The following is an 18,910-nucleotide window of genomic DNA, read 5'->3' on the forward strand; positions in this document are numbered from 1 at the left end:
GAGCCAGACCGGAGTCCCGCATGTCGAGCGACAGCACCGACCGTCACGTCCTGCCGATCCCCGACGAGCCGTACGCCGGCACGCCGCCGCTGGACGCGAAGGACCCGGCGGCGACGTTCCCGCCGATCGAGCAGCTGCGGCCACCGGCGGGCGCGCCGAACGTGCTCGTCGTGCTGCTCGACGACGTCGGCTTCGCCGCCTCGAGCGCCTTCGGGGGCCCGTGCCGGACCCCGACGGCGGAGCGGCTGGCGGCCGGGGGGCTGAAGTACAACCGGTTCCACACCACGGCGCTGTGCGCGCCGACCCGGGCGGCCCTGCTGAGCGGCCGCAACCACCACACGGTCGGGATGGGCGTCATCACCGAGCTCGCCACGTCGGCGCCGGGGTACAGCTCGGTCCGCCCGAACACCTGCGCCCCGCTGGCGGAGACCCTGCGGCTCAACGGCTACGCGACCGCGCAGTTCGGCAAGTGCCACGAGGTCCCCGTCTGGCAGACCAGCCCGGTCGGGCCGTTCGACGCCTGGCCCACCGGCGGCGGCGGCTTCGAGCACTTCTACGGCTTCCTCGGCGGCGAGACCAACCAGTACTACCCGGCGATCTACGAGGGCACCACCCCGGTGGAGCCCGACCGGACCCCGGAGGAGGGCTACCACTTCACCGAGGACATGACGGACCGGGCGATCGGCTGGGTCCGGCAGCAGAAGTCGCTGAGCCCGGACAAGCCGTTCTTCGTCTACTACGCGCCGGGGGCCACGCACGCGCCTCACCACGTGCCGACCGAGTGGTCCGACCGCTACCGCGGCCGGTTCGACCAGGGCTGGGACGTGCTCCGCGAGGAGATCCTCGCGCGGCAGAAGGAGCTCGGCGTGGTGCCGCCCGACACCGTGCTGAGCGCGCGGCACGCGGAGATCCCCGCCTGGGAGGACATGCCCGACCAGATGAAGCCGGTGCTGGCCCGGCAGATGGAGGTGTACGCCGGCTTCCTGGAGCACACCGACCACCACCTCGGCCGCCTGGTCGACGCCATCGAGGACCTCGGCGTCCTCGAGGACACGCTGATCTACTACATCATCGGCGACAACGGCGCGTCCGCCGAGGGGACGATCAACGGCTCGTTCAACGAGATGTTCATCTTCAACGGCACCGACGCCCTGGAGACCCCCGAGCTCGTGGCCGCCCGCATCGACGAGCTCGGCACGCCGACCGCCTACAACCACTACGCGGTGGGCTGGGCGCACGCGATGGACACGCCCTACCAGTGGACCAAGCAGGTCGCCTCGCACTGGGGCGGCACCCGCAACGGCACGATCGTGCACTGGCCGCGCGGCATCGCGGCGGCGGGCGAGGTGCGCCAGCAGTTCCACCACGTCATCGACGTGGCGCCGACCGTCCTCGACGCCGCCGGGCTGCCCCAGCCGACGACGGTGAACGGGGTCGAGCAGCTGCCGATGGCGGGGGTGAGCATGGCGTACTCCTTCGACGACCCAGCCGCGGACGAGCGCCGCAGGACGCAGTACTTCGAGATGTTCTGCAACCGCGGGATCTACCACGAGGGCTGGACCGCCGTGACCCGGCACAGCAACCCCTGGGTCATGGGGCCGCTCCCGTCCTTCGAGGAGGACGTCTGGGAGCTCTACGACACGACCACGGACTGGAGCCAGTCACGTGACCTCGCCGCCGAGATGCCGGAGAAGCTGGCGGAGCTCCAGGAGCTCTGGCTCAGCGAGGCCCGCAAGTACGACGTGCTGCCGCTCGACGACCGGCGCATCGAGCGCTTCGACGCCACCCTCGCCGGTCGGCCCGTGCTGGTCCGGGGCAACCGCCAGATCCTGTTCAGCGGCATGGGCCGGCTCACCGAGTCCTCGGTGCTCAACGTCAAGAACAAGTCGCACGCCGTGACCGCCGAGATCGAGGTGCCGGCCTCCGGGGCCGAAGGCGTCATCATGGCGCAGGGGGGCGCCTTCGCCGGCTGGAGCCTCTACCTCCTCGACGGACGCCCGCGCTACTGCTACAACCTGCTCGGCATCCAGCGCTTCGTCGTCGGCGGCGACACCCCGGTGCCGGAGGGCACCCACCAGGTGCGGATGGAGTTCGGGTACGACGGCGGCGGGCTCGCCAAGGGTGGCACGGTGCGCCTCTTCGTCGACGGCGCGCCGGTCGGCGAGGGCCGGGTCGAGGCGACGGTGCCGCTGGTGTTCTCCTCGGACGAGACGGCCGACGTGGGCCGGGACACCGCCTCCCCCGTCAGCACCGACTACACGCCGGAGTCGAGCGTCTTCACCGGGCGGGTCAGCTGGGTGCAGATCGACCTCGGCGACGACGCCGAGGACGCCGACCACCTGATCACCCCGGAGGAGCGGCTCCGGGTCGCGATGGCCCGGCAGTAGCCCCGCCCGCGAACGGGTCGGGCCGGCAGATCAGGTCGGCGACGATCCCGGTCCAGCCGGTCTGGTGGGTGGCGCCGAGCCCGGAGCCGTCGTCGCCGTGGAAGTACTCGAAGAACGTGATGTTGTCGCGCCACCGGGGGTCCTCCTGGAGCCGGTCGACCCGCCCGTGGCACGGCCGTCGCCCGTCCGCGCCGCGGAGGAACAACGAGATCACCCGTTGCCGAAGATCCTCCGCACAGGCGCCGAGGTCCGCCGTCTCCCCGCTCCCGGTGGGGTACTCGAGCTCGAACGCCCGACCCGGCCCGAACGAGTGCGCGTAGCGCTGCAGGTTGCGCACGAGCAGGTAGTTCACCGGCATCCACACCGGCCCCCGCCAGTTGGAGTTGCCTCCGAACATGCCCGTGGACGACTCACCGGGCTCGTAGTCGACCGAGACGGACGACCCGGCCAGCTCCACCCACAGCGGGTGCTCCTGGTGGTGCTTCGAGAGCGCCCGCAGGCCGTGCGGCGACAGGAACTCGTCCTCGTCGAACACCCGCGCCAGCACCCGGCGACCCTGGCCCGGCGGCACCACGCCGATCGCGAGGGTGTCGGTGCCGGGCACCTGGAAGACGCGCCCTCCGGCCGGTCCGGCACCGGTCCGGCCGAGGAACCCGGCGAACCTCTTCCGCAGGCTCCCCAGGGCCTCGACCAGCTCCGGGCTCAGCGCCACGGAGCCCATGAGGGGCAGCACTCCGACGATCGAGCGCACCTTGATCGGTGTCGTGGACCCGTCGGCAGCGTGGAAGAGGTCGTAGAAGAACCCGTCCTCCTCGTCCCAGAGCCCCTGGGAGTGCATGGCGTCGACGATGAGCACGAAGTGCTCGATGAACTTCACCTCGATGTCGGTCCAGGCGTCGTCCTCGGCCGCCAGGATCCGGGCCATCTCCAGCATCGTGAGCGAGTAGAAGGCCATCCAGCTCGTGGCGTCGGCCTGCTCGAGCCGGCCGACCCCCGGTGGCAGGTTCGAGCGGTCGATGGCGCTGATGTTGTCCAGGCCGAGGAAGCCACCGGCGAACAGGTGGTCGCCGTCGGGGTCCATCCGGTTGACCCACCAGGTGAAGTTCATCAGCAGCTTCGGCATCAGGCGGGCGAGGAAGTCCGTGTCGCGACGGCCGTCGATGTCCCAGACGTGGAGGGCGGCCCACGCGTGCACCGGCGGGTTGACGTCACCGAAGTCCCACTCGTAGGCGGGCAGCGCGCCGTTGGGGTTCTGGAACCACTCGCGGCACATGGCCAGCAGCTGGTACTTCGCGAAGGCCGGGTCCAGGTGAGCGAGCGCGACCGTGTGGAAGGCCAGGTCCCAGGCCGCGAACCACGGGTACTCCCAGGGGTCGGGCATCGAGAGGATGTCGCGGGCATCGACGTTGAGCCAGCCGGCGTTCCGGCCGCGGCGCCGCTCGGGTGGGGGTGCCGGCTGGGTGGGGTCGCCGTCGAGCCAGCGCCGCACGTCGTAGCAGTAGAACTGCTTGCCCCAGATCATCCCGGCGAACGCCTGCCGCGCGACCAGGCGCGCGTCGTCGTCGACCGACGCCGGGACCACCTCGCCGTAGAACTCGTCGGCCTCGCTCCGGCGCCGGGCCAGCACCTCGTCGAACGGGTCGCCGAACGCCGGCGCGGCCGAGGGCGGGCGCAGCCGGGCCCGGACCACCTGGGTCGCGCCGGGCGCCACGGTGAGGCGGTACCACCCGGCGGCCTTGGTGCCGGTGCGGTCCGGGTTCACGGTCGCCGCCCCCGCGACCACCCGGTCGTTGATCCCGTCCTTCGGGTACGCCGGGGAGTCCTCCGACCCGTAGAGCCGGCCGAGGTTGGTGTCGTTGTCGCAGAACAGCAGGTCGGGGACCTCCCCGTCGGGATCCGCGTCGAGCTCCCACACCAGGTCGCCGAACCGCGGGTGTTCCACGCCGACCGTGCGCGGACCGGTGGCCTCGAGCGTGGGCCGCGCGGCGCCGACGTCCCAGGACCAGGTGTTGCGGAACCACAGGTGCGGCAGCACGTGGAGGGTCGCGGTCTCGGGGCCGGCGTTGGTGACCCGGACCTCCATCAGCAGGTCGTGGGGGTCGTCCTTGGCGTGGGTCACCTCGACGACCCAGTAGCGGTCGTCGTCGAAGGCGCCGGTGTCCAGCAGCTCGTACTCGGGACTGCTCTGGTCGCGGCGCCCGTTCTCGGCGACGAGGTCGGCGTAGGGGAACTCACTCTGCGGGTAGTGGTAGCGCCACTGCAGCCAGGCGTGGCTGGGCAGGGCGTCGACGAACCACCAGTACTCCTTGACGTCCTCGCCGTGGTTGCCCTGCGGCCCGGTCAGGCCGAACATCCGCTCCTTGAGGATCGGGTCGCGACCGTTCCACAGCGCCAGCGCCAGGCAGAGCTGCTGTCCCACGTCGCTGACGCCGGCCATGCCGTCCTCGCCCCAGCGGTAGGCCCGGGAGCGCGCGTGGTCGTGGGGGAAGTAGTCCCACGCCTCGCCGTCGGCGCTGTAGTCCTCGCGCACGGTCCCCCAGGCCCGCTCCGAGAGGTAGGGGCCCCACTGGTACCACGGGGTCGCGTCCTCCAGGCCGTCCTCGGGGTGGCCGAACGACTCGACCCGCTGACGCTCCGCACCCGGCATCGATCTGCTCCCTCGTCGCCCCTGTGCCGACGGTGCACGCGCTCGCGACCACCTCCGCCGACCCTCGCGAGGAGCATGGCACCCGGGACCGGTCCGTAGGTCCTGCTGCGAGGATCCCGAGACGAAATGCACGAAGGCCCGGTCCGTGAGGACCGGGCCTTCGTCTCTGTACCCCCGACCGGATTCGAACCGGCGCTACCGCCTTGAGAGGGCGGCGTGCTAGGCCGCTACACAACGGGGGCCTTCGGTGCTCTGCGAGCAACCCGCGAAACTTTATCGGAGGTGCCCGCTCGCACAAAATCGCCGCTTAACTGGACCAGAACCAGTCGTGTTGCCAATTACACCATATCCCAATGGCAGCGCCATCTGGCTCGTCCCCGAGCCGGGACCAAACCTTACACGCGAGGTCTGGAGCCTTCCAAAACGCCTGGTCCGACGGGGGTCGTCGTGGTGCTCCGCAGCCCCCTCCGACGGGTCGCCAGCAGCACCAGCGCGAGGTAGGTCAGGGACTGGGTGAGCGTCACGGGGATCGTCCACCAGCTCCCGCCGACCGGGTTCAGGGTGCTGGCCATGTCGCCGAACGCGAGCGCCAGCCCGAAGGCCAGCCAGTTGTTCAGCACGTGCATCGCGATGCCGGCCTCGAGGCCGCCGGTGAGGACGACGAGCAGCCCGGCGACCAGGCCGAAGGCGAACCGGTCGAAGAAGACCGGGGGGCTCTGGGACCCGTGCGCGGCGGCGAAGAGCAGCGCCGGGAAGAGGACCGCGGCGACCGGCCGGCCGAACCAGGAGCCGAAGAGGTTGCCGAAGGACTGGGTGAGGTAGCCGCGGAAGGCGTACTCCTCCCCCGCCGCCTGCAGCGGGGTCAGCAGCACGACGACCACCAGGAAGTCGCGCGTCGTCGAGGTGAAGTCGTTGAGGTGCCCGCTCACCTCCGCGCTGTCGGCCGTCGACGGCACCAGCGAGGAGACCAGCAGGGTCGCGACCAGCGAGACGAGGGAGAGCCCGAAGCAGACCAGGAACCAGCGCCACCGGATCCGGGGCAGGACGGACGCCAGCCACCCCGGGCGCAGCCCGTGCAGCACCCGGGTGAGCAGCCAGGTCACGGGGATCGCCGCGGCGAGCGCGAGGTTGAGGTAGGCCAGGCCCAGCGGCGTCGGGTCGTCGAGCTCGACCAGGCGGCTCATGCTGTCGCCGACGTCCCGGCCGGCGACCGCGAACCCGAGGGCGAACGGTACCTGCAGGAGCACCGGGACGATCAGGAGGAACGACGCGGCGAGCGCGAGCACCCCGACGACCGGCCGCCAGGCACCGGGCCGGCCGCCGCGCTGGATCTCCGGGTAGGTGAACCCCGGTGGTCGGTCCGGCGTGCCTGCCTGCCGGTCGGCGGTCGGACCCATGTCAGGCGAGCGCGGCCTGCAGCCGCCCGAGGCTGCGCTCCCGGCCGAGCAGCTCCATGGACTCGAAGAGCGGCGGCGAGACGCGGCGCCCGGTCACGGCGACCCGTACCGGGCCGAACGCGTTGCGCGGCTTCAGCCCGAGCTCGTCGACCAGCCGGGCCTGGAGCGCGTCCTGGATCGCGGCGGTCGACCAGGAGGACAGGCCGGCCAGGGCGTCGTACGACGCCTGCACGACCGCCTTGCCGTCCTCGGTCAGGAGCTTGGCGGCGTCCGCCTCGTCGAGGGCGAACGCGTCGTCGTCGACGAACAGGAAGCCGAGCATGTCGACGGCCTCGGTGAGCTTGTTGATGCGCTCGGCGACCAGGGGCATGGCCTGCTCCAGCAGCTGTGCGTCGGCGTCGCCGACCGGGTCGCCGACGACGCCCGCCGACTTGAGGTACGGCAGCACCCGGTCGGTCATCTCCTCGACCGACAGCTGGTGCATGTGGGCGGCGTTGATCGCCTCCGCCTTCTTGAGGTCGAAGCGGGCCGGGTTGGGGTTGACGTCCCGGATGTCGAACGCCGCGACCATCTCGTCGAGGCTGAAGACGTCACGGTCGGCCGCGATCGCCCAGCCCAGCAGCGCGAGGTAGTTGAGCAGGCCCTCCGGCAGGAAGCCCTGGTCGCGGTAGGCGAGCGCGTGCGCCTCCGGGTCGCGCTTCGAGAGCTTCTTGTTGCCCTGGCCCATCACGTAGGGCAGGTGGCCGAACTCGGGCGTGCCCTGGGCGATGCCGAGCTCGGTCAGCGCGGCGTACAGCGCGATCTGGCGGGGCGTGCTGGAGAGCAGGTCCTCCCCGCGCAGCACGTGGGTGACCTCCATCAGGGCGTCGTCGACCGGGTTGACCAGCGTGTAGAGCGGGTCGCCGTTGGCGCGGCAGAGCGCGTAGTCGGGCACGTGCTGGGTCTCGAAGGTGATGTCGCCGCGGACCAGGTCGTTCCAGGTGATCGAGCCGTCGGGCATCCGGAACCGCACGACCGGGCGCCGGCCCTCGGTCTCGAAGGCCGCCCGCTGCTCGGCCGACAGGTCGCGGCAGAAGCCGTCGTACCCCATCACCTTGGAGCCGGAGGCCTTGCGCCGGGCGTCGACCTCCTCGTTGGTGCAGAAGCAGTCGTAGGTGTAGGAGGAGTCGCGCAGCCGGGCGAGCGCGTCGGCGTAGATCTCGCCGCGCTCGCTCTGCTTGTACGGACCGTGCGGTCCGCCGACCTCGATCCCCTCGTCCCAGGTCAGGCCGAGCCAGCGCCACAGGTCGAGGATCGCGTCGTAGGACTCCTGGGTGCTGCGCTCCTTGTCGGTGTCCTCCATCCGGAAGACGATCGAGCCCCCGTGGTGGCGCGCGAACGCCCAGTTGTAGAGCGCCGTGCGGACCAGGCCGACGTGCGGCGAACCGGTCGGGGACGGGCAGAAGCGGACGCGGACGGGTCGGTCGGTCACCGCTGTGCCACCTTGTTCGTGAGAGTGCCGATACCGGCGATCGAGACCTCGACCTCGTCGCCGACCTGCATGGGTCCGACACCCTCGGGGGTGCCGGTGAGGATGACGTCGCCGGGCAGCAGCGTCATCACGCTCGTGATGTGGGCGATCAGCGTCGGGATGTCGAAGATCAGGTCCCGGGTGCTGCCGTCCTGCTTGATGTCGCCGTTGAGGTAGGTCTGGACGCTGCGACCGACCTCGAAGTCGTGCGGGTCCACGTCGGTCTCGATCCAGGGACCGAGCGGGCAGAAGGAGTCGAAGCCCTTGGCGCGCGTCCACTGCCCGTCGCTCTTCTGCAGGTCCCGCGCCGTGACGTCGTTCGCGACCGTGTAGCCGTGGATGACGTCGGTCGCCTGCTCCCGCGGCACGTCCCGGCAGATCCGGCCGATGACGACGGCCAGCTCGCCCTCGAAGTGGAGGTCGCTGGTCTGCGGCGGGTAGAAGATCGGGTCGCCGGGGCCGACGACGCTCGTGTTCGGCTTGAGGAACATCAGCGGCTCCTTCGGCGGCTCCCCGCCCATCTCCGCCGCGTGCGCCGCGTAGTTCTTGCCGATCGCGACCACCTTGCTGCGCGGCAGCACCGGCGCGAGCAGCCGGACGTCGGCGAGCCGGTGCTGCTCCTCGAGCAGCTTGACCCCGACGTACAGCGGGTCACCGGCGAGTGCGACGACGACGCTGTCCGGGTCCGGCTGGCCGTGCTCGTCGACCTCGCCGGTCACGATGCCGTAGAGCGGGTCGTCTCCGGTGGTGAATCTCGCGATGCGCACCCACCGAGCCTAGCGAGCAGGCCGCGGTCAGCTCCCCCCGAGGTGGATGGTGTCGACCAGCTGGTCGGCGATCTGGGCCGAGGTCCAGGGGAACCGCACCCACTGCTCCTGCGAGAACAGCTCCGTCTGGTCGTCCGACCACGGCGACGTGGGGTCCTCGTACTGGCTGTAGGTGAGGATCGTCCGCGCCGTGATGCCGGTCTTCCCGGTGAACGCGATCGCCTGGATGTGCGACGAGCCGTAGGTCACCGGGTCGAGCACGGGATCGGCCCCACCCTTGGTGACGTTGGCGTCACCCGACAGGTCACCGAGGCCGCCACCGAGCGGCCAGCCCGCCGACCCCCGGTCGCCGGAGACGTGCATGTCGCCGTAGGTGTCGGTCAGGTCGAACCTGGCGGTGACGGTCTCGATCGCGGCCTTCATCGTGTCGACGACGGCCTGGCCGGTCGACAACGTGTTCGGCGTGGTGAGCGGGTGGTCGGCGTCGAACGGCACGGTCCACAGGCTCACCTTGTTCGCGGAGGCCAGGCGGACGAACTCCTCGAAGATCGCCGCGCCCGCGGACGACGTCGGGTCGGACCGACCGTCCCAGTCGTGCAGGACCTGGCAGGCCTTCGTGAGGCCGGTGGCGTCGCAGACCTGGTCGAGGCGTCCGCCGACGCGCGCCACCTCGGCGGCGTACACACGGTTGGCGTACTCGTGGGAGGCCAGCGTCGCCGGACTCTCCTTGCCCTGCTTGAGCTGGTCGACGACGTAGGCCTGGACCATCTTGGTGCGCATGGTGCGCTGGCAGCTCTCGCAGCCGATGATGCGCGAGAAGCCGGTCAGCCGGATCGTGTTGCTCGGCGTCCAGTAGCTGTCGTTGGCGTTCATCACCCAGTTGCGGGTGATGACCGACGGCAGGTGCGACGGGCCGAAGATGCCGGGCCGCTCCGCGTCCTTGTCGGTGCCCCACTTGCACGACGTCGCTGCGCGCGTCCCGTCCAGCCCGGGGATGCCGGCGAGGCCGAACAGCAGCCGCCCGGTGTCGGTCATGCACTTGTCCGCCAGCTTGTTCGTGACGTTGGGCACGACCGAGTGGTCCGCGTACAGCACGTTGCCCGCACGGTCCGCGGCGGTGGTGTTGACCCACGGGATCCCGCCGCCCGCGTCCTGCCGCCGGAGCAGGTCGCGCACGGAGGTGGCCATGTTCATCGACAGGAACGTGTCGAAGGTCCGCAGGTGCTCGGCGTTGGCGTCCCTGATGGCCCAGAAGCTGTCCGCGGTCCAGGACATGTAGAAGCTCGGGGCGTTGATGACGTACCCCTGCGGTGTGCGGTAGAGGGTCTTCGTGACCGTCTGCACGCCGTCGTCGGTCAGCACCTGGACGTCGACGTCGCGCTTGTCGAGCTCGGCCGTGCCGCCGCCGGCGGTCTCGTAGCTGGTCGGGGTGCCGGCCGTCGTGTACTGGTAGGGCGTGAACCGCCGCGCGGTCGAGACGGTGTGGCTCCACGCCACGTCCTTGTTGAAGCCGATGTTGATCGCCGGGAACCCGGTGAGCGCACCGCCGGCGACGTCGAGCTTGCCCGGAACGGTCAGGTGCATCTGGGTGAAGCGGTAGCGACCCAGCCAGGGGAAGTGCGGGTTGCCGAGGATCATGCCTCGGCCGGTCGTGGTGTCGTTGCCGCCGACGGCGGTGGCGTTCGACCCGAATCCGTCCGGCTGCTCCCACGCCGCTCGCACCTGCGCCCGCGTCGGCCGGGGTGCCGGGCGGGACGCCGCCGACGGCGGCGTCGCCTCGGTGATGGCGGGCAGGAACTGGGTGGTCGAGGAGATCAGCTGGGCGAGGTAGAAGGCGTACCAGACGTCGGTCGTGGTGATGTCCGGCTTGATCCAGGTCTGGTCCGCGCAGGCGGGGTCGGTGATGGTGTTCGTGCTCAGCCAGTCGTTGATGCCGGCGGTCTCGGCGACCACCATCGCCTTGGCGCGGGCGCTCGGGCCCCGGACCGGGTCGTCGAGCAGCTTCTCGACCACGTGCCGGTTACGCAGGTCGGTGACGAGCGTGTCCCACTCGAGGTTCGTCCCGGAGCCGCCGACGTTGTCCGCGTAGCTCCCGTCCGGTCCGAGGTAGAGCGACCGCTGCCCGCGGGCGGTGAGCAGCATGTCCATCATGTTGCAGGTCGACTCGGCGGTGGTGATCCACCCGGCGCCGTACGCGACGCCGGGGAAGGAGTCCGCCTTGATGTGCGGGATCCCGTGCTCGGTGATCCGGATCGTCGCGTCGTACGGCGAGGTCCGCGCCTGGGGCGACGGTGCCGCAGGCGCGGCCGAGGCCGTGCCCAGGGCGGCCGTGGCCGGGGCGACGAGGAGCACGCTCGCGAGGGCGAAGCCGAGGAGGCGGTTGTGACGACGGTCATACGGAAGACGCACGACGGAAAACTATCGGTTCGTCGCCCGGGTCGCTCGGTAACTACCCTTTTGCCGTGGATGCGCTGGACCGGGAGACGTGGGAGCCGCGCGCCCGGGCCCATGCCGACCGGGTGGACGCCTATGTCGAGCCGCACCTCGCGCGGCACCGGGCGGGCCTGAAGCACCCGGTCCACGACTTCCTCTTCACCTACTACTCCCAGCGCCCGGCGCAGCTGCGCCGGTGGCACCCGGGGTACGGCGTCCGGCTGGCCGACGCGCCGGAGTACGACGGCCTCAAGGGCTACGAGGACGGCGCGGTCACCGCGGCGCACGTCGGGACCCAGCGGCCGCTCCTGGTCGCGCTCCGGCGGCTGCTGGCCGCGACCGCTGCCCGGCCCGCCAACTTCGGCTGCTTCGGCATGCACGAGTGGGCGATGGTCTACCGCCTCCCGGAGCAGCAGGTCCGGCACGCCGCCTGGCCGCTGCGGCTCGGGCCGGCCGGGAACGACGCGGTCGTCGAGTCGCACCGGATCGCCTGCTCGCACTTCGACGCCTTCCGGTTCTTCGCCCCCGCAGCCGTGCCGCTGAACTCGCTGTCCCCCACCGCGCAGGACCGCCCCGACTTCGAGCAGCCCGCCTGCCTGCACGCGGGCATGGACCTCTACAAGCACGCCTTCCGGCTCAGCCCGATGGTCTCCTCGGACCTGGTGGCCGACTGCTTCGAGCTTGCGTGGGACATCCGGGTCCTCGACATGCGCGCGGCGCCGTACGACCTCGCCGAGCTCGGCCTGGACCCGGTGCGGATCGAGACCGCGGCCGGCAAGGCGGAGTACGCCGAGGCGCAGCGCGGCTTCGCCGAACGGGGTGCGCCCCTGCGGGCCCGGCTCGTCGAGGAGTGCGACCGGCTGCTGGCCGCGGCCGACGCCGCAGCCGACCCGGAGGTCGAGCTCGTCGAGACCCCGTGAGCAGTGGGGTCGGCGGGCGCCGCCTCAGGACGCCTGCGGCTGGGAGGCCTGCTGGTCGTCGAGGCGCAACCGGATGACGGTCCCACCGCCTGGCGGCACGTCGAGCTCCAGGCTGCCGCCCAGGCGGACGGCCCTCTCGGTCATGGTCTCGAGGCCGAAGTGGCCGCTCGGCCGGTCCGCGGTGCCGATGCCCCGGCCGTCGTCCTCGACCTCGATTACGAGCGGACAGGTGTCGACCCGGACGACGATCCGCGTCGCCTCGGCGTGCTCGAGGGCGTTGCGGAGGGCTTCGCGCACGATCGCAGCCACATCGGGGCCGGCGCCCGGGGGCAGCTCGGGGAGCCGGGACGGTGCCTCGAGCACGACCGGGACGGCAGGTGACAGGGTCTGCCGGCGCACCGTGTCGATGGTGGTCGCCAGGACGAGCGACAGGTTGGAGGGGGCGAGCTCGCGGCGCCCGGCGACCAGGGCGCGCAGCTCACCGGACGCTCGTTCGAGGAGGTCGACGACCTGGGTCAGGTCCTCTGCGACGGCCCGGTGGTCGCAGCCGCCCGGCACGGCGAGCCGCTGGCCGGCCGCGACGGCACGCGCGTTCGCGCCGAAGAGGATCTGCAGGACCGAGTCGTGCAGGTCGCGGGAGAGCCGTTGCCGTTCGACCAGCGCGGCCCGCTCACGGTCGGTCGCGAGGTTCAGCTCGACGAGTGCCGCGCGCTCCTCCAGGGCCGCTGCGTGCTGGGCGCGGAGCCGGCTGGCGCGGCCCAGGGCGTAGGCGACCGCCACGAAGATGGGGGTCTTGACCATGATCTCGGCCATCTCCGGTCGCCCCGAGAGCGGCCCCGAGGCGGCCAGCGCCACGCCGCTGAACACGCTCGCCCGCACGCTCGCCGGACGGTCCGCCTGGACGGCGACCTCGTAGACCGCGAACGCGACCGCCAGCCCACCGACGTCCGAGAGCCAGACGGGGGCGATCATCTGAGCGGTGGCCAGCCCCGTCGTGGTCAGCAGGACCGGGAGCGGCCACCGGCGCCGCAGCAGCAGCAACGAGCCCATCACCAGCGCGAACGCCATGATCAGCCCCGGTGACGTCGGGGTCCCCTCCTCGGCGGCCTCGGCGGCACCGGCGAGGACCAGGATCAGGCTCGGGACGCAGAGCGTCGTCCAGGTGCCGGCTCGTGCCAGGAACGGATGCGATCTCCTCACGATGTCTCCGCGATTCAGCGCCGCGTCCTCTGGCCCCGTCTGCGGCAGATCCGACACCATGGTGCCCTACGTGGAAGCCGAGTGGAGGGTGACGTGGGACCGACCCACCCGGACGAGGACGAGCCGGACATCGCCGTCTTCGTGGTCGACGACCACGCCGTGGTGCGGGACGGGATCACGGCAGTGCTCGAGGCACGCGACGGCTTCGTGGTCCGCGGCGAGGCGGCCTCGCTCGAGGAGGCCATCGCCCGGCTGAGGACCCTGGCGGGCTCGGACACGCTGCCGGACGTGCTCGTCACCGACGTCGCCATGCCGGGCGGCGACGGGGTGGAGCTGACCAGGCAGGTGCGACAGCTCTGGCCCGGGGTGCAGGTCGTGGCCCTGACCGGGCTCCTCGAGGACGACGCCGTCGCCGGCGTCCTCAGGGCCGGCGCGGTCGGCTACGTCCACAAGGACGCCGGCATCACCGCGGTGATCGACGCCGTCGTGGCAGCCCACCGGGGCGAGATGGTGGTGGATCCTCGGGCCACGCGCATCCTGGCGGCGTCGCTGTCGCCGCAGCCGCGCGCCGTCGACGTGCTCACCCCCCGGGAGCGGGAGGTGGTCGAGCTGGTCGCGGAAGGACTGTCCAACCAGGAGATCGCCCGTCGCCTGGTCACCTCGGAGCGCACCGCCCGGACCCATGTGAGCAACGTGCTGGCCAAGGTCGGGCTCAGCAGCCGCACCCAGCTCGCGCTGTGGGCGGTGCGGGAGGGACTCGTCCCGCACGCCTGACCGACCGGGATGCCGCCCGTCGCCGGCGGGTGCACCTACGTCATCTGTCGCGTCCCGGCGGCCGACGGATGACGCAGGACGATGCCGTCAGACGCCCGAGGTGCCGCGCCACCGCCGCCGCGATCGTGGAGACGACGACCCGTCCACGACCAAGGAGTCCTCCATGAAGAACGCACCCGCCACCCCCCACCGCGACACGCACCTCTCCGACACACCTGACCCGGCCCGGTCCACCCAGGTGCTCCGCGTGAAGGGTTACCCCGTCGACGCGGCGCTGGCAGCGGCCGCCGGCGTCCTGTTCGTCCTCGGGGCCGTGAACCCGTGGGGCTACGTCTTCGGCGCCGACAGCACGCTCGGTGCCACCGACCTGGGCGCGAGGAACTGGATGATCGCGATGATCGTCGGCGGCCTGGCCCTGACCGTCCTCGCTCTCGCCTGGCGGAACCGGGCGTTCATCGCGCTCCTCCCGGTCGCGGCCGTCGCCCTCACCGGCGTGCTCATCGGCACCAGCCGCGTGAGCACGGTGGCGACCGAGCTCTACCAGGAGTGCATGACCGGCAGCGCCGGCGGTCGCGGCGTCACCATCGTCGCCTACGGCCTCCTGCTGGCCACGGTGGCGCTGGTGGCGGGGACGTGGCGGACCATCGCCGAGGCACGCCGATGACGTCCCGCCGGCCGTAGCCATCCAGTGGTCGGGTGCAGGGAGCGCGGGCCGCGGGCTTCGACGCCAACCCTCCACGGGCCCGGTTCGGGCGGTGGAGAACGCCCGTCGATCGTGACCCGATCGTGACCGAATCCCCTGTGCACACAGGGGATTCTCGGGCCTGACTGTCGGTGGTCGATGCTGGAATGGGTGCCATGACAGCGATGGCCACACCGAGGCACCGGGTCACCGCCGCGACCGCCCAGATGCGGTCGGTGGCCGACTCGGTGGCCGACGCGTCGGTGTGGTCCCTCGACGCCGACGAGGCGCACACGACGCTGGTCGAGCTGACCCGCCTCGAAGCCCAAGTTGCCGCCCTGAAGCTCCGCGTCGCCGCGCACGCCGAGTCGGTCGACACCCGCGACGCCACCGCCGCCTGGGCGCACGCGACCCGGCAGACCCCCCGGACCGCGAAGGGACTGGTGAAGCTGGCCCAGGCGCTGGAGGCGCACCCGGTGACCGCGGACGCCCTCGCCGCCGGTCACCTGAACCTGGACCAGGCGCGGGTGGTCGTGCACGCCGTCGACGACCTCCCCGACTCCATCGGCCCCGAGCTGATCGCGCAGGCCGAGGACCACCTGGTCGGGCTCGCCCGCGACCACCACGCCGGGGCGCTGCGGATCCTGGGCCGCCGGCTCCTCGAGGTGATCGCCCCCGACCTGGCCGACGCCCACGAAGCCGCCCTGCTCGAACGCGAGGAGGCCGACGCGCTCGCCGCGTGCCGGCTCAAGGCCCGGTTCGACGACCACGGACGCCTGGTCGGGTCCTTCGTCCTCCCGCACCTGCACGGCGCCATGCTCCTCAAGGCCGTCACCGCGTTCGCCGCCCCGAACCACCGCGCCGCCACCGACGGAGCCGAGGCCGCCAAGCAGACCGCCGGCCGGCCCACGCCGGAGCGGCTCGGCAGGGCGTTCTGCGAGCTCCTCGAACGCCTCCCCGCCACGAGCCTGCCGAAGGCCGGTGGCACCAACGCCACCGTCGTGGTCACCCTCTCCTACGAGACCCTGGTCGGGCAGCTCGAGACCGCCGGGGTCATCCTCGACACCGGCCACCGGATCTCACCCGGCGAAGCCCGCCGGCTCGCCTGCCAGGCCGGGATCATCCCCGCCGTGCTCGGCACCCGCTCCGAGGTCCTCGACCTCGGCCACAGAACCCGGCTGTTCACCCCCGCCCAGCACCTCGCCCTCGCGCTGCGCGACAAGCACTGCACCGAACCCGGCTGCGACGCACCACCCTGGCGCTGCCACGCCCACCACGACCAGGAATGGTCACGAGGCGGACCCACCGACCTCGCCAACGGACGACTCCTCTGCCCCCGACACCACCACCTCCACCACCGCCACCAGCCCACGAAGCCCGGCTACCACCCACGGACGTGAGCCGACCCGACACCAGTCAGGTGCGACGGCTCCGGATGACGTCGACCAGCACCGGTCCCAGGGATCCATGTGCGAGGGGAGGCAGCTCGGCCGGGCGGAACCACCGGATCTCGTCGTGTTCCTCGGGCGCGATGTTCGTCGGCGCTCCCTGCCAGTCGACGACCAGCCAGGCGCTGAAGCGCACCGAGTCTGCTCCGCGTCCCGCCTCCAGCCGGCACAGGTGCGACGCCGAGTCCGTCGCGATCGCCACGCCCAGCTCCTCCTGCATCTCCCTCGCGAGCGCGGTCAGCTTCGACTCACCGGGCTCGACGTGACCGCCGGGCAGGTCCCACACGTCCGGATACGCACGCCGGTACGGGCTCCGGTGCACGAGCAGCACCCGCCCCTCACGGACCAGCGCCCCGGCGACGACCTCGTGCACGAGGTGATGCAAGCAGGGACGACCGACACCCGGGACGTGCGGAGGGCTCGTCAGCCGAGGACGTTCGACCCTGCTGCGGACGGACCGGCCGTCCTACCGTGGCGCCATGAGCAGGCCCGTACCCCAGTGCCCGATCCGGCCGGGTGAGGCGTGCCTGCTGTGCGAGTCCGGCGCCACCGGCCCGGAGGACTGCGGGCTGGTCTGGCTGGTCATGCACGACCCCGACCTGCGCGACCGGCTGGCCGAGCTGCGCCTCGAGCGGATCCGGGAGCAGCAGCAAACCGGTCGCGGTCCCGCGGCCCGGCGCGCTTGACTCTGGTCCATGACCTCGAGGATCACCGAGACCTCCGTCGACTGTGCCGACCCCGCGGGCCTCGCCGACTTCTGGTGCGCCGCCCTGGGCTACGTCGTCGTCCACGCTGACGACGAGCTGGTCGAGATCGGGCCGCCCGGGCGCGACGACACCGAGCTGCTCACGACCATCCGGCAGGCGCCGGTCGCGGGAACCCTCGTCTTCGCCCGGGTCCCGGAGGCGAAGACCGTCAAGAACCGCCTGCACCTCGACCTGTCCCCCATCGACTGCTCCCAGGCGGCCGAGGTCGAGCGGCTCGAGGCACTCGGCGCCCGGCGCGTCGACGTCGGCCAGGGCGACGTGGGCTGGGTGGTGATGGCGGACCCGGAGGGCAACGAGTTCTGCGTGCTGCGCAGCCTGGCGCCCGGCGAGTTCAGCCTGTGAGGCCGGCGTCCCCGCGGCTAGGTTGAGCCCATGCGACGTCTCGGAGCGATCGTCCTCGCCCTGCTGCTCGCGGCCTCGCTCGCCGGGCCGGCGGGCGCGAAGGACCCGCGCTGGGTCTTCTACACCAAGGACAGGACCCACTACACCTCGCCGTGGTTCAAGGGCGCCCACCGGATCATGGTCCCGTTCGGTTGCACCCGGGCGCCGTACTACTCCCCCGACCCGCGGTGCGAGCACGACCACGGGTTCCACCACGGCCTCGACGTCGCCATGCCGTGCGGGACGCCGCTCTACGCCGCGGTCCGGGTCCGTGTCATGCCGAACGACTCGCTGGGGCCGGCGTACGGCGACAACCCGGTGCTGCTGCGCAACCGCAAGAAGCACTTCGACCTGGTGATCGGGCACACGCGAAAGGTCTACGTGCAGGAGGGCGACATGGTCGCCAAGGGCACGATGTTCGCCCGTGCCAACGACCGGGGCGCCCCCGACGGGTGCCACCTCCACTTCGAGCAGCGCGCCGTCGGCGGTGACCTGGCGAGCGCGGTGTGGCCCCGGCCGCTGCTGCGGCTCACGCCCCCGGACGCGTCGTGACCGACGAGCAGCAGGTGCTCCGGACGTTCTTCGACGACGACGGCAGCCTGCGCACCATCCCGACCCGGCACGCCAAGCGGCTCGTCGTCCTCGACCGGCTGGCGCAGGAGTTCGAGCCCGGCGAGCGCTACGCCGAGGCCGAGGTGAACCTCGTGCTGCACCGCTTCCACCCCGACCACGCGGCCCTGCGGCGCTACCTCGTCGAGAACGGGTTCCTCGCCCGCGAGGCGGGCGTCTACTGGCGCAGCGGCGGGACCGTCGATGTCTGAGCCCGCGCCCCAGCAGCTGCGGGACCTCGACTGGTACGGCGAGGACCTCGGTGCCGTCGCCTACGCCGACGTCACGTTCACCGACGTCGACCTGAGCGAGGTCGTGACGCGCGGCGCGACCTTCGAGCGCTGCACCTTCCACACCTGCCGGTTCAACGCCTCGACCCACGTGGCGTCGGCGTTCGTCGGCTGCGACTTCCGCCGGTGCAGCTTCTTCGACGCGATGCTGGACGGCTGCAAGCTCACCGGCTCGCAGTTCTCCGAGTGCACGCTGCGGCCGCTCGCCGTGCGGGGCGGGGTCTGGCGCAGGGTCGGCCTGCGCGGCGCCGTGCTCAGCCGGCTGGAGCTGGACGGGCTCGACCTGCGCGACGCCGACCTCTCGATGGCCGACCTGAGCGGCACCTCGCTGCGGGGCGCGAACCTCGGTGGTGCCACCCTCCGCGAGGCCGACCTCTCCGGCGCGGACCTCCGCGGCGCCGACCTGTCCGGCGTGGACCTCTCGAGCGCGCGGCTGCGGGACACCCGCCTCGACCTGGTCGGCGCCGTGCTGCTCGCCGAGCAGCACGGCGCCGTCGTCGACCCGACCTGACCTGACCGGGAGGGTCAGCCGGCGGCCTGCTTCACGAGCGCCTCGATCGCCTTCGCCTCGCCGGCGCCGATGTCGGTGATGGCGTACGACGTCGGCCACAGGTGCCCGTCGTCGAGCTGCGCCGCGTCCTCGAAGCCGAGCGTGCAGTAGCGCGAGCCGAACTTCTCCGACGGCTTGAAGAAGACCA

At 71.9% G+C, this 18,910-nt stretch carries 17 protein-coding genes and 1 tRNA gene; 10 read left to right on the forward strand and 8 right to left on the reverse strand.

The features are described from left to right. Positions 1-20 precede the first annotated feature (20 nt). Positions 21-2,387: an arylsulfatase gene (locus ACILQ5_RS12840; protein ID WP_395658393.1), complete on the forward strand. Its 2,367-nt coding sequence runs from the start codon at positions 21-23 to the stop codon at positions 2,385-2,387. Here the strand turns inward: ACILQ5_RS12840 and ACILQ5_RS12845 are convergent. The 6 genes from ACILQ5_RS12845 to ACILQ5_RS12870 all read right to left on the reverse strand — a co-directional run bounded on the left by ACILQ5_RS12845 (position 2,344) and on the right by ACILQ5_RS12870 (position 11,117). Further along, the gene (locus tag ACILQ5_RS12845; RefSeq protein ID WP_395658394.1) at positions 2,344-5,034 is read right to left on the reverse strand and encodes an MGH1-like glycoside hydrolase domain-containing protein; all 2,691 of its coding nucleotides are present in this window, start codon (positions 5,032-5,034) and stop codon (positions 2,344-2,346) included. The two genes, ACILQ5_RS12840 and ACILQ5_RS12845, sit on opposite strands and share 44 nt — an antisense overlap. Before the next feature lie 169 nt (positions 5,035-5,203). After that, positions 5,204-5,276, reverse strand: a tRNA-Glu gene (locus tag ACILQ5_RS12850). Positions 5,277-5,429: 153 nt separating this feature from the next. Continuing rightward, positions 5,430-6,431 (reverse strand): lysostaphin resistance A-like protein, encoded by a 1,002-nt coding sequence (locus ACILQ5_RS12855; RefSeq protein ID WP_395658395.1) that lies wholly within the window; start codon positions 6,429-6,431, stop codon positions 5,430-5,432. A 1-nt stretch (position 6,432) separates the two neighbouring features. Next, complete coding sequence (gltX, locus tag ACILQ5_RS12860) at positions 6,433-7,902, reverse strand: glutamate--tRNA ligase (protein WP_395658396.1); 1,470 nt, start codon at positions 7,900-7,902, stop codon at positions 6,433-6,435. Then, positions 7,899-8,708, reverse strand: coding sequence for a fumarylacetoacetate hydrolase family protein (locus ACILQ5_RS12865; protein WP_395658397.1), 810 nt, complete (start codon positions 8,706-8,708; stop codon positions 7,899-7,901). The genes gltX and ACILQ5_RS12865 overlap by 4 nt, the downstream gene beginning before the upstream one ends. Positions 8,709-8,735: 27 nt before the next feature. Next, positions 8,736-11,117, reverse strand: coding sequence for a penicillin acylase family protein (locus ACILQ5_RS12870; RefSeq protein WP_395658398.1), 2,382 nt, complete (start codon positions 11,115-11,117; stop codon positions 8,736-8,738). 53 nt (positions 11,118-11,170) lie between these two features. On the opposite strand from ACILQ5_RS12870, the gene ACILQ5_RS12875 reads away from it, so the two are divergent. After that, a complete protein-coding gene (locus ACILQ5_RS12875; protein WP_395658399.1) occupies positions 11,171-12,061 on the forward strand; it encodes a 3-methyladenine DNA glycosylase in 891 nt (296 codons plus the stop codon). Positions 12,062-12,085: 24 nt separating this feature from the next. On the opposite strand, the gene ACILQ5_RS12880 is transcribed toward ACILQ5_RS12875, so the two are convergent. Next, positions 12,086-13,261: a sensor histidine kinase gene (locus ACILQ5_RS12880; RefSeq protein ID WP_395658400.1), complete on the reverse strand. Its 1,176-nt coding sequence runs from the start codon at positions 13,259-13,261 to the stop codon at positions 12,086-12,088. Between the two features lie 93 nt (positions 13,262-13,354). Here ACILQ5_RS12880 and ACILQ5_RS12885 point away from each other — a divergent pair, with 93 nt between their 5' ends. The 3 genes from ACILQ5_RS12885 to ACILQ5_RS12895 all read left to right on the forward strand — a co-directional run bounded on the left by ACILQ5_RS12885 (position 13,355) and on the right by ACILQ5_RS12895 (position 16,117). After that, positions 13,355-14,035, forward strand: coding sequence for a response regulator (locus tag ACILQ5_RS12885; RefSeq protein ID WP_395658401.1), 681 nt, complete (start codon positions 13,355-13,357; stop codon positions 14,033-14,035). Between the two features lie 163 nt (positions 14,036-14,198). After that, a complete protein-coding gene (locus ACILQ5_RS12890; protein WP_395658402.1) occupies positions 14,199-14,699 on the forward strand; it encodes a hypothetical protein in 501 nt (166 codons plus the stop codon). A gap of 203 nt (positions 14,700-14,902) precedes the next feature. Continuing rightward, complete coding sequence (locus ACILQ5_RS12895; RefSeq protein ID WP_395658403.1) at positions 14,903-16,117, forward strand: DUF222 domain-containing protein; 1,215 nt, start codon at positions 14,903-14,905, stop codon at positions 16,115-16,117. Between the two features lie 16 nt (positions 16,118-16,133). Here the strand turns inward: ACILQ5_RS12895 and ACILQ5_RS12900 are convergent, their stop codons facing one another. After that, a complete protein-coding gene (locus ACILQ5_RS12900; protein WP_395658404.1) occupies positions 16,134-16,538 on the reverse strand; it encodes an NUDIX domain-containing protein in 405 nt (134 codons plus the stop codon). A gap of 106 nt (positions 16,539-16,644) precedes the next feature. On the opposite strand from ACILQ5_RS12900, the gene ACILQ5_RS12905 reads away from it, so the two are divergent. From ACILQ5_RS12905 to ACILQ5_RS12925, 5 genes are read left to right on the forward strand one after another with little or no spacing between them, the layout of a single operon-like run. Beyond that, positions 16,645-16,851: a DUF6767 domain-containing protein gene (locus ACILQ5_RS12905; RefSeq protein WP_395658405.1), complete on the forward strand. Its 207-nt coding sequence runs from the start codon at positions 16,645-16,647 to the stop codon at positions 16,849-16,851. 9 nt (positions 16,852-16,860) lie between these two features. Beyond that, positions 16,861-17,274 carry a VOC family protein gene (locus ACILQ5_RS12910; protein WP_395658406.1) on the forward strand — a complete coding sequence of 138 codons (414 nt, stop codon included), beginning with the start codon at positions 16,861-16,863 and terminating at the stop codon, positions 17,272-17,274. 30 nt (positions 17,275-17,304) lie between these two features. After that, positions 17,305-17,865 carry a M23 family metallopeptidase gene (locus ACILQ5_RS12915; RefSeq protein ID WP_395658407.1) on the forward strand — a complete coding sequence of 187 codons (561 nt, stop codon included), beginning with the start codon at positions 17,305-17,307 and terminating at the stop codon, positions 17,863-17,865. Beyond that, positions 17,862-18,134: a DUF2087 domain-containing protein gene (locus ACILQ5_RS12920; protein WP_395658408.1), complete on the forward strand. Its 273-nt coding sequence runs from the start codon at positions 17,862-17,864 to the stop codon at positions 18,132-18,134. Before ACILQ5_RS12915 ends, ACILQ5_RS12920 begins: the two co-directional genes overlap by 4 nt. Beyond that, positions 18,127-18,723 carry a pentapeptide repeat-containing protein gene (locus ACILQ5_RS12925; protein ID WP_395658409.1) on the forward strand — a complete coding sequence of 199 codons (597 nt, stop codon included), beginning with the start codon at positions 18,127-18,129 and terminating at the stop codon, positions 18,721-18,723. The genes ACILQ5_RS12920 and ACILQ5_RS12925 overlap by 8 nt, the downstream gene beginning before the upstream one ends. Positions 18,724-18,910: the final 187 nt, after the last annotated feature.

Origin of the sequence: Nocardioides sp. (assembly GCF_044226305.1) — a bacterium.
GTDB lineage: Bacteria > Actinomycetota > Actinomycetes > Propionibacteriales > Nocardioidaceae > Nocardioides.

Excerpts from the sequence above, each read along its gene's own strand:
- ACILQ5_RS12840 (WP_395658393.1), top strand. The coding sequence starts at position 21 with ATGTCGAGCGACAGCACCGACCGTCACGTCCTGCCGATCCCCGACGAG.
- ACILQ5_RS12845 (WP_395658394.1), bottom strand. The coding sequence starts at position 5,034 with ATGCCGGGTGCGGAGCGTCAGCGGGTCGAGTCGTTCGGCCACCCCGAG.
- ACILQ5_RS12855 (WP_395658395.1), bottom strand. The coding sequence starts at position 6,431 with ATGGGTCCGACCGCCGACCGGCAGGCAGGCACGCCGGACCGACCACCG.
- ACILQ5_RS12890 (WP_395658402.1), top strand. The coding sequence starts at position 14,199 with ATGAAGAACGCACCCGCCACCCCCCACCGCGACACGCACCTCTCCGAC.
- ACILQ5_RS12895 (WP_395658403.1), top strand. The coding sequence starts at position 14,903 with ATGGCCACACCGAGGCACCGGGTCACCGCCGCGACCGCCCAGATGCGG.
- ACILQ5_RS12905 (WP_395658405.1), top strand. The coding sequence starts at position 16,645 with ATGAGCAGGCCCGTACCCCAGTGCCCGATCCGGCCGGGTGAGGCGTGC.
- ACILQ5_RS12910 (WP_395658406.1), top strand. The coding sequence starts at position 16,861 with ATGACCTCGAGGATCACCGAGACCTCCGTCGACTGTGCCGACCCCGCG.
- ACILQ5_RS12915 (WP_395658407.1), top strand. The coding sequence starts at position 17,305 with ATGCGACGTCTCGGAGCGATCGTCCTCGCCCTGCTGCTCGCGGCCTCG.
- ACILQ5_RS12925 (WP_395658409.1), top strand. The coding sequence starts at position 18,127 with ATGTCTGAGCCCGCGCCCCAGCAGCTGCGGGACCTCGACTGGTACGGC.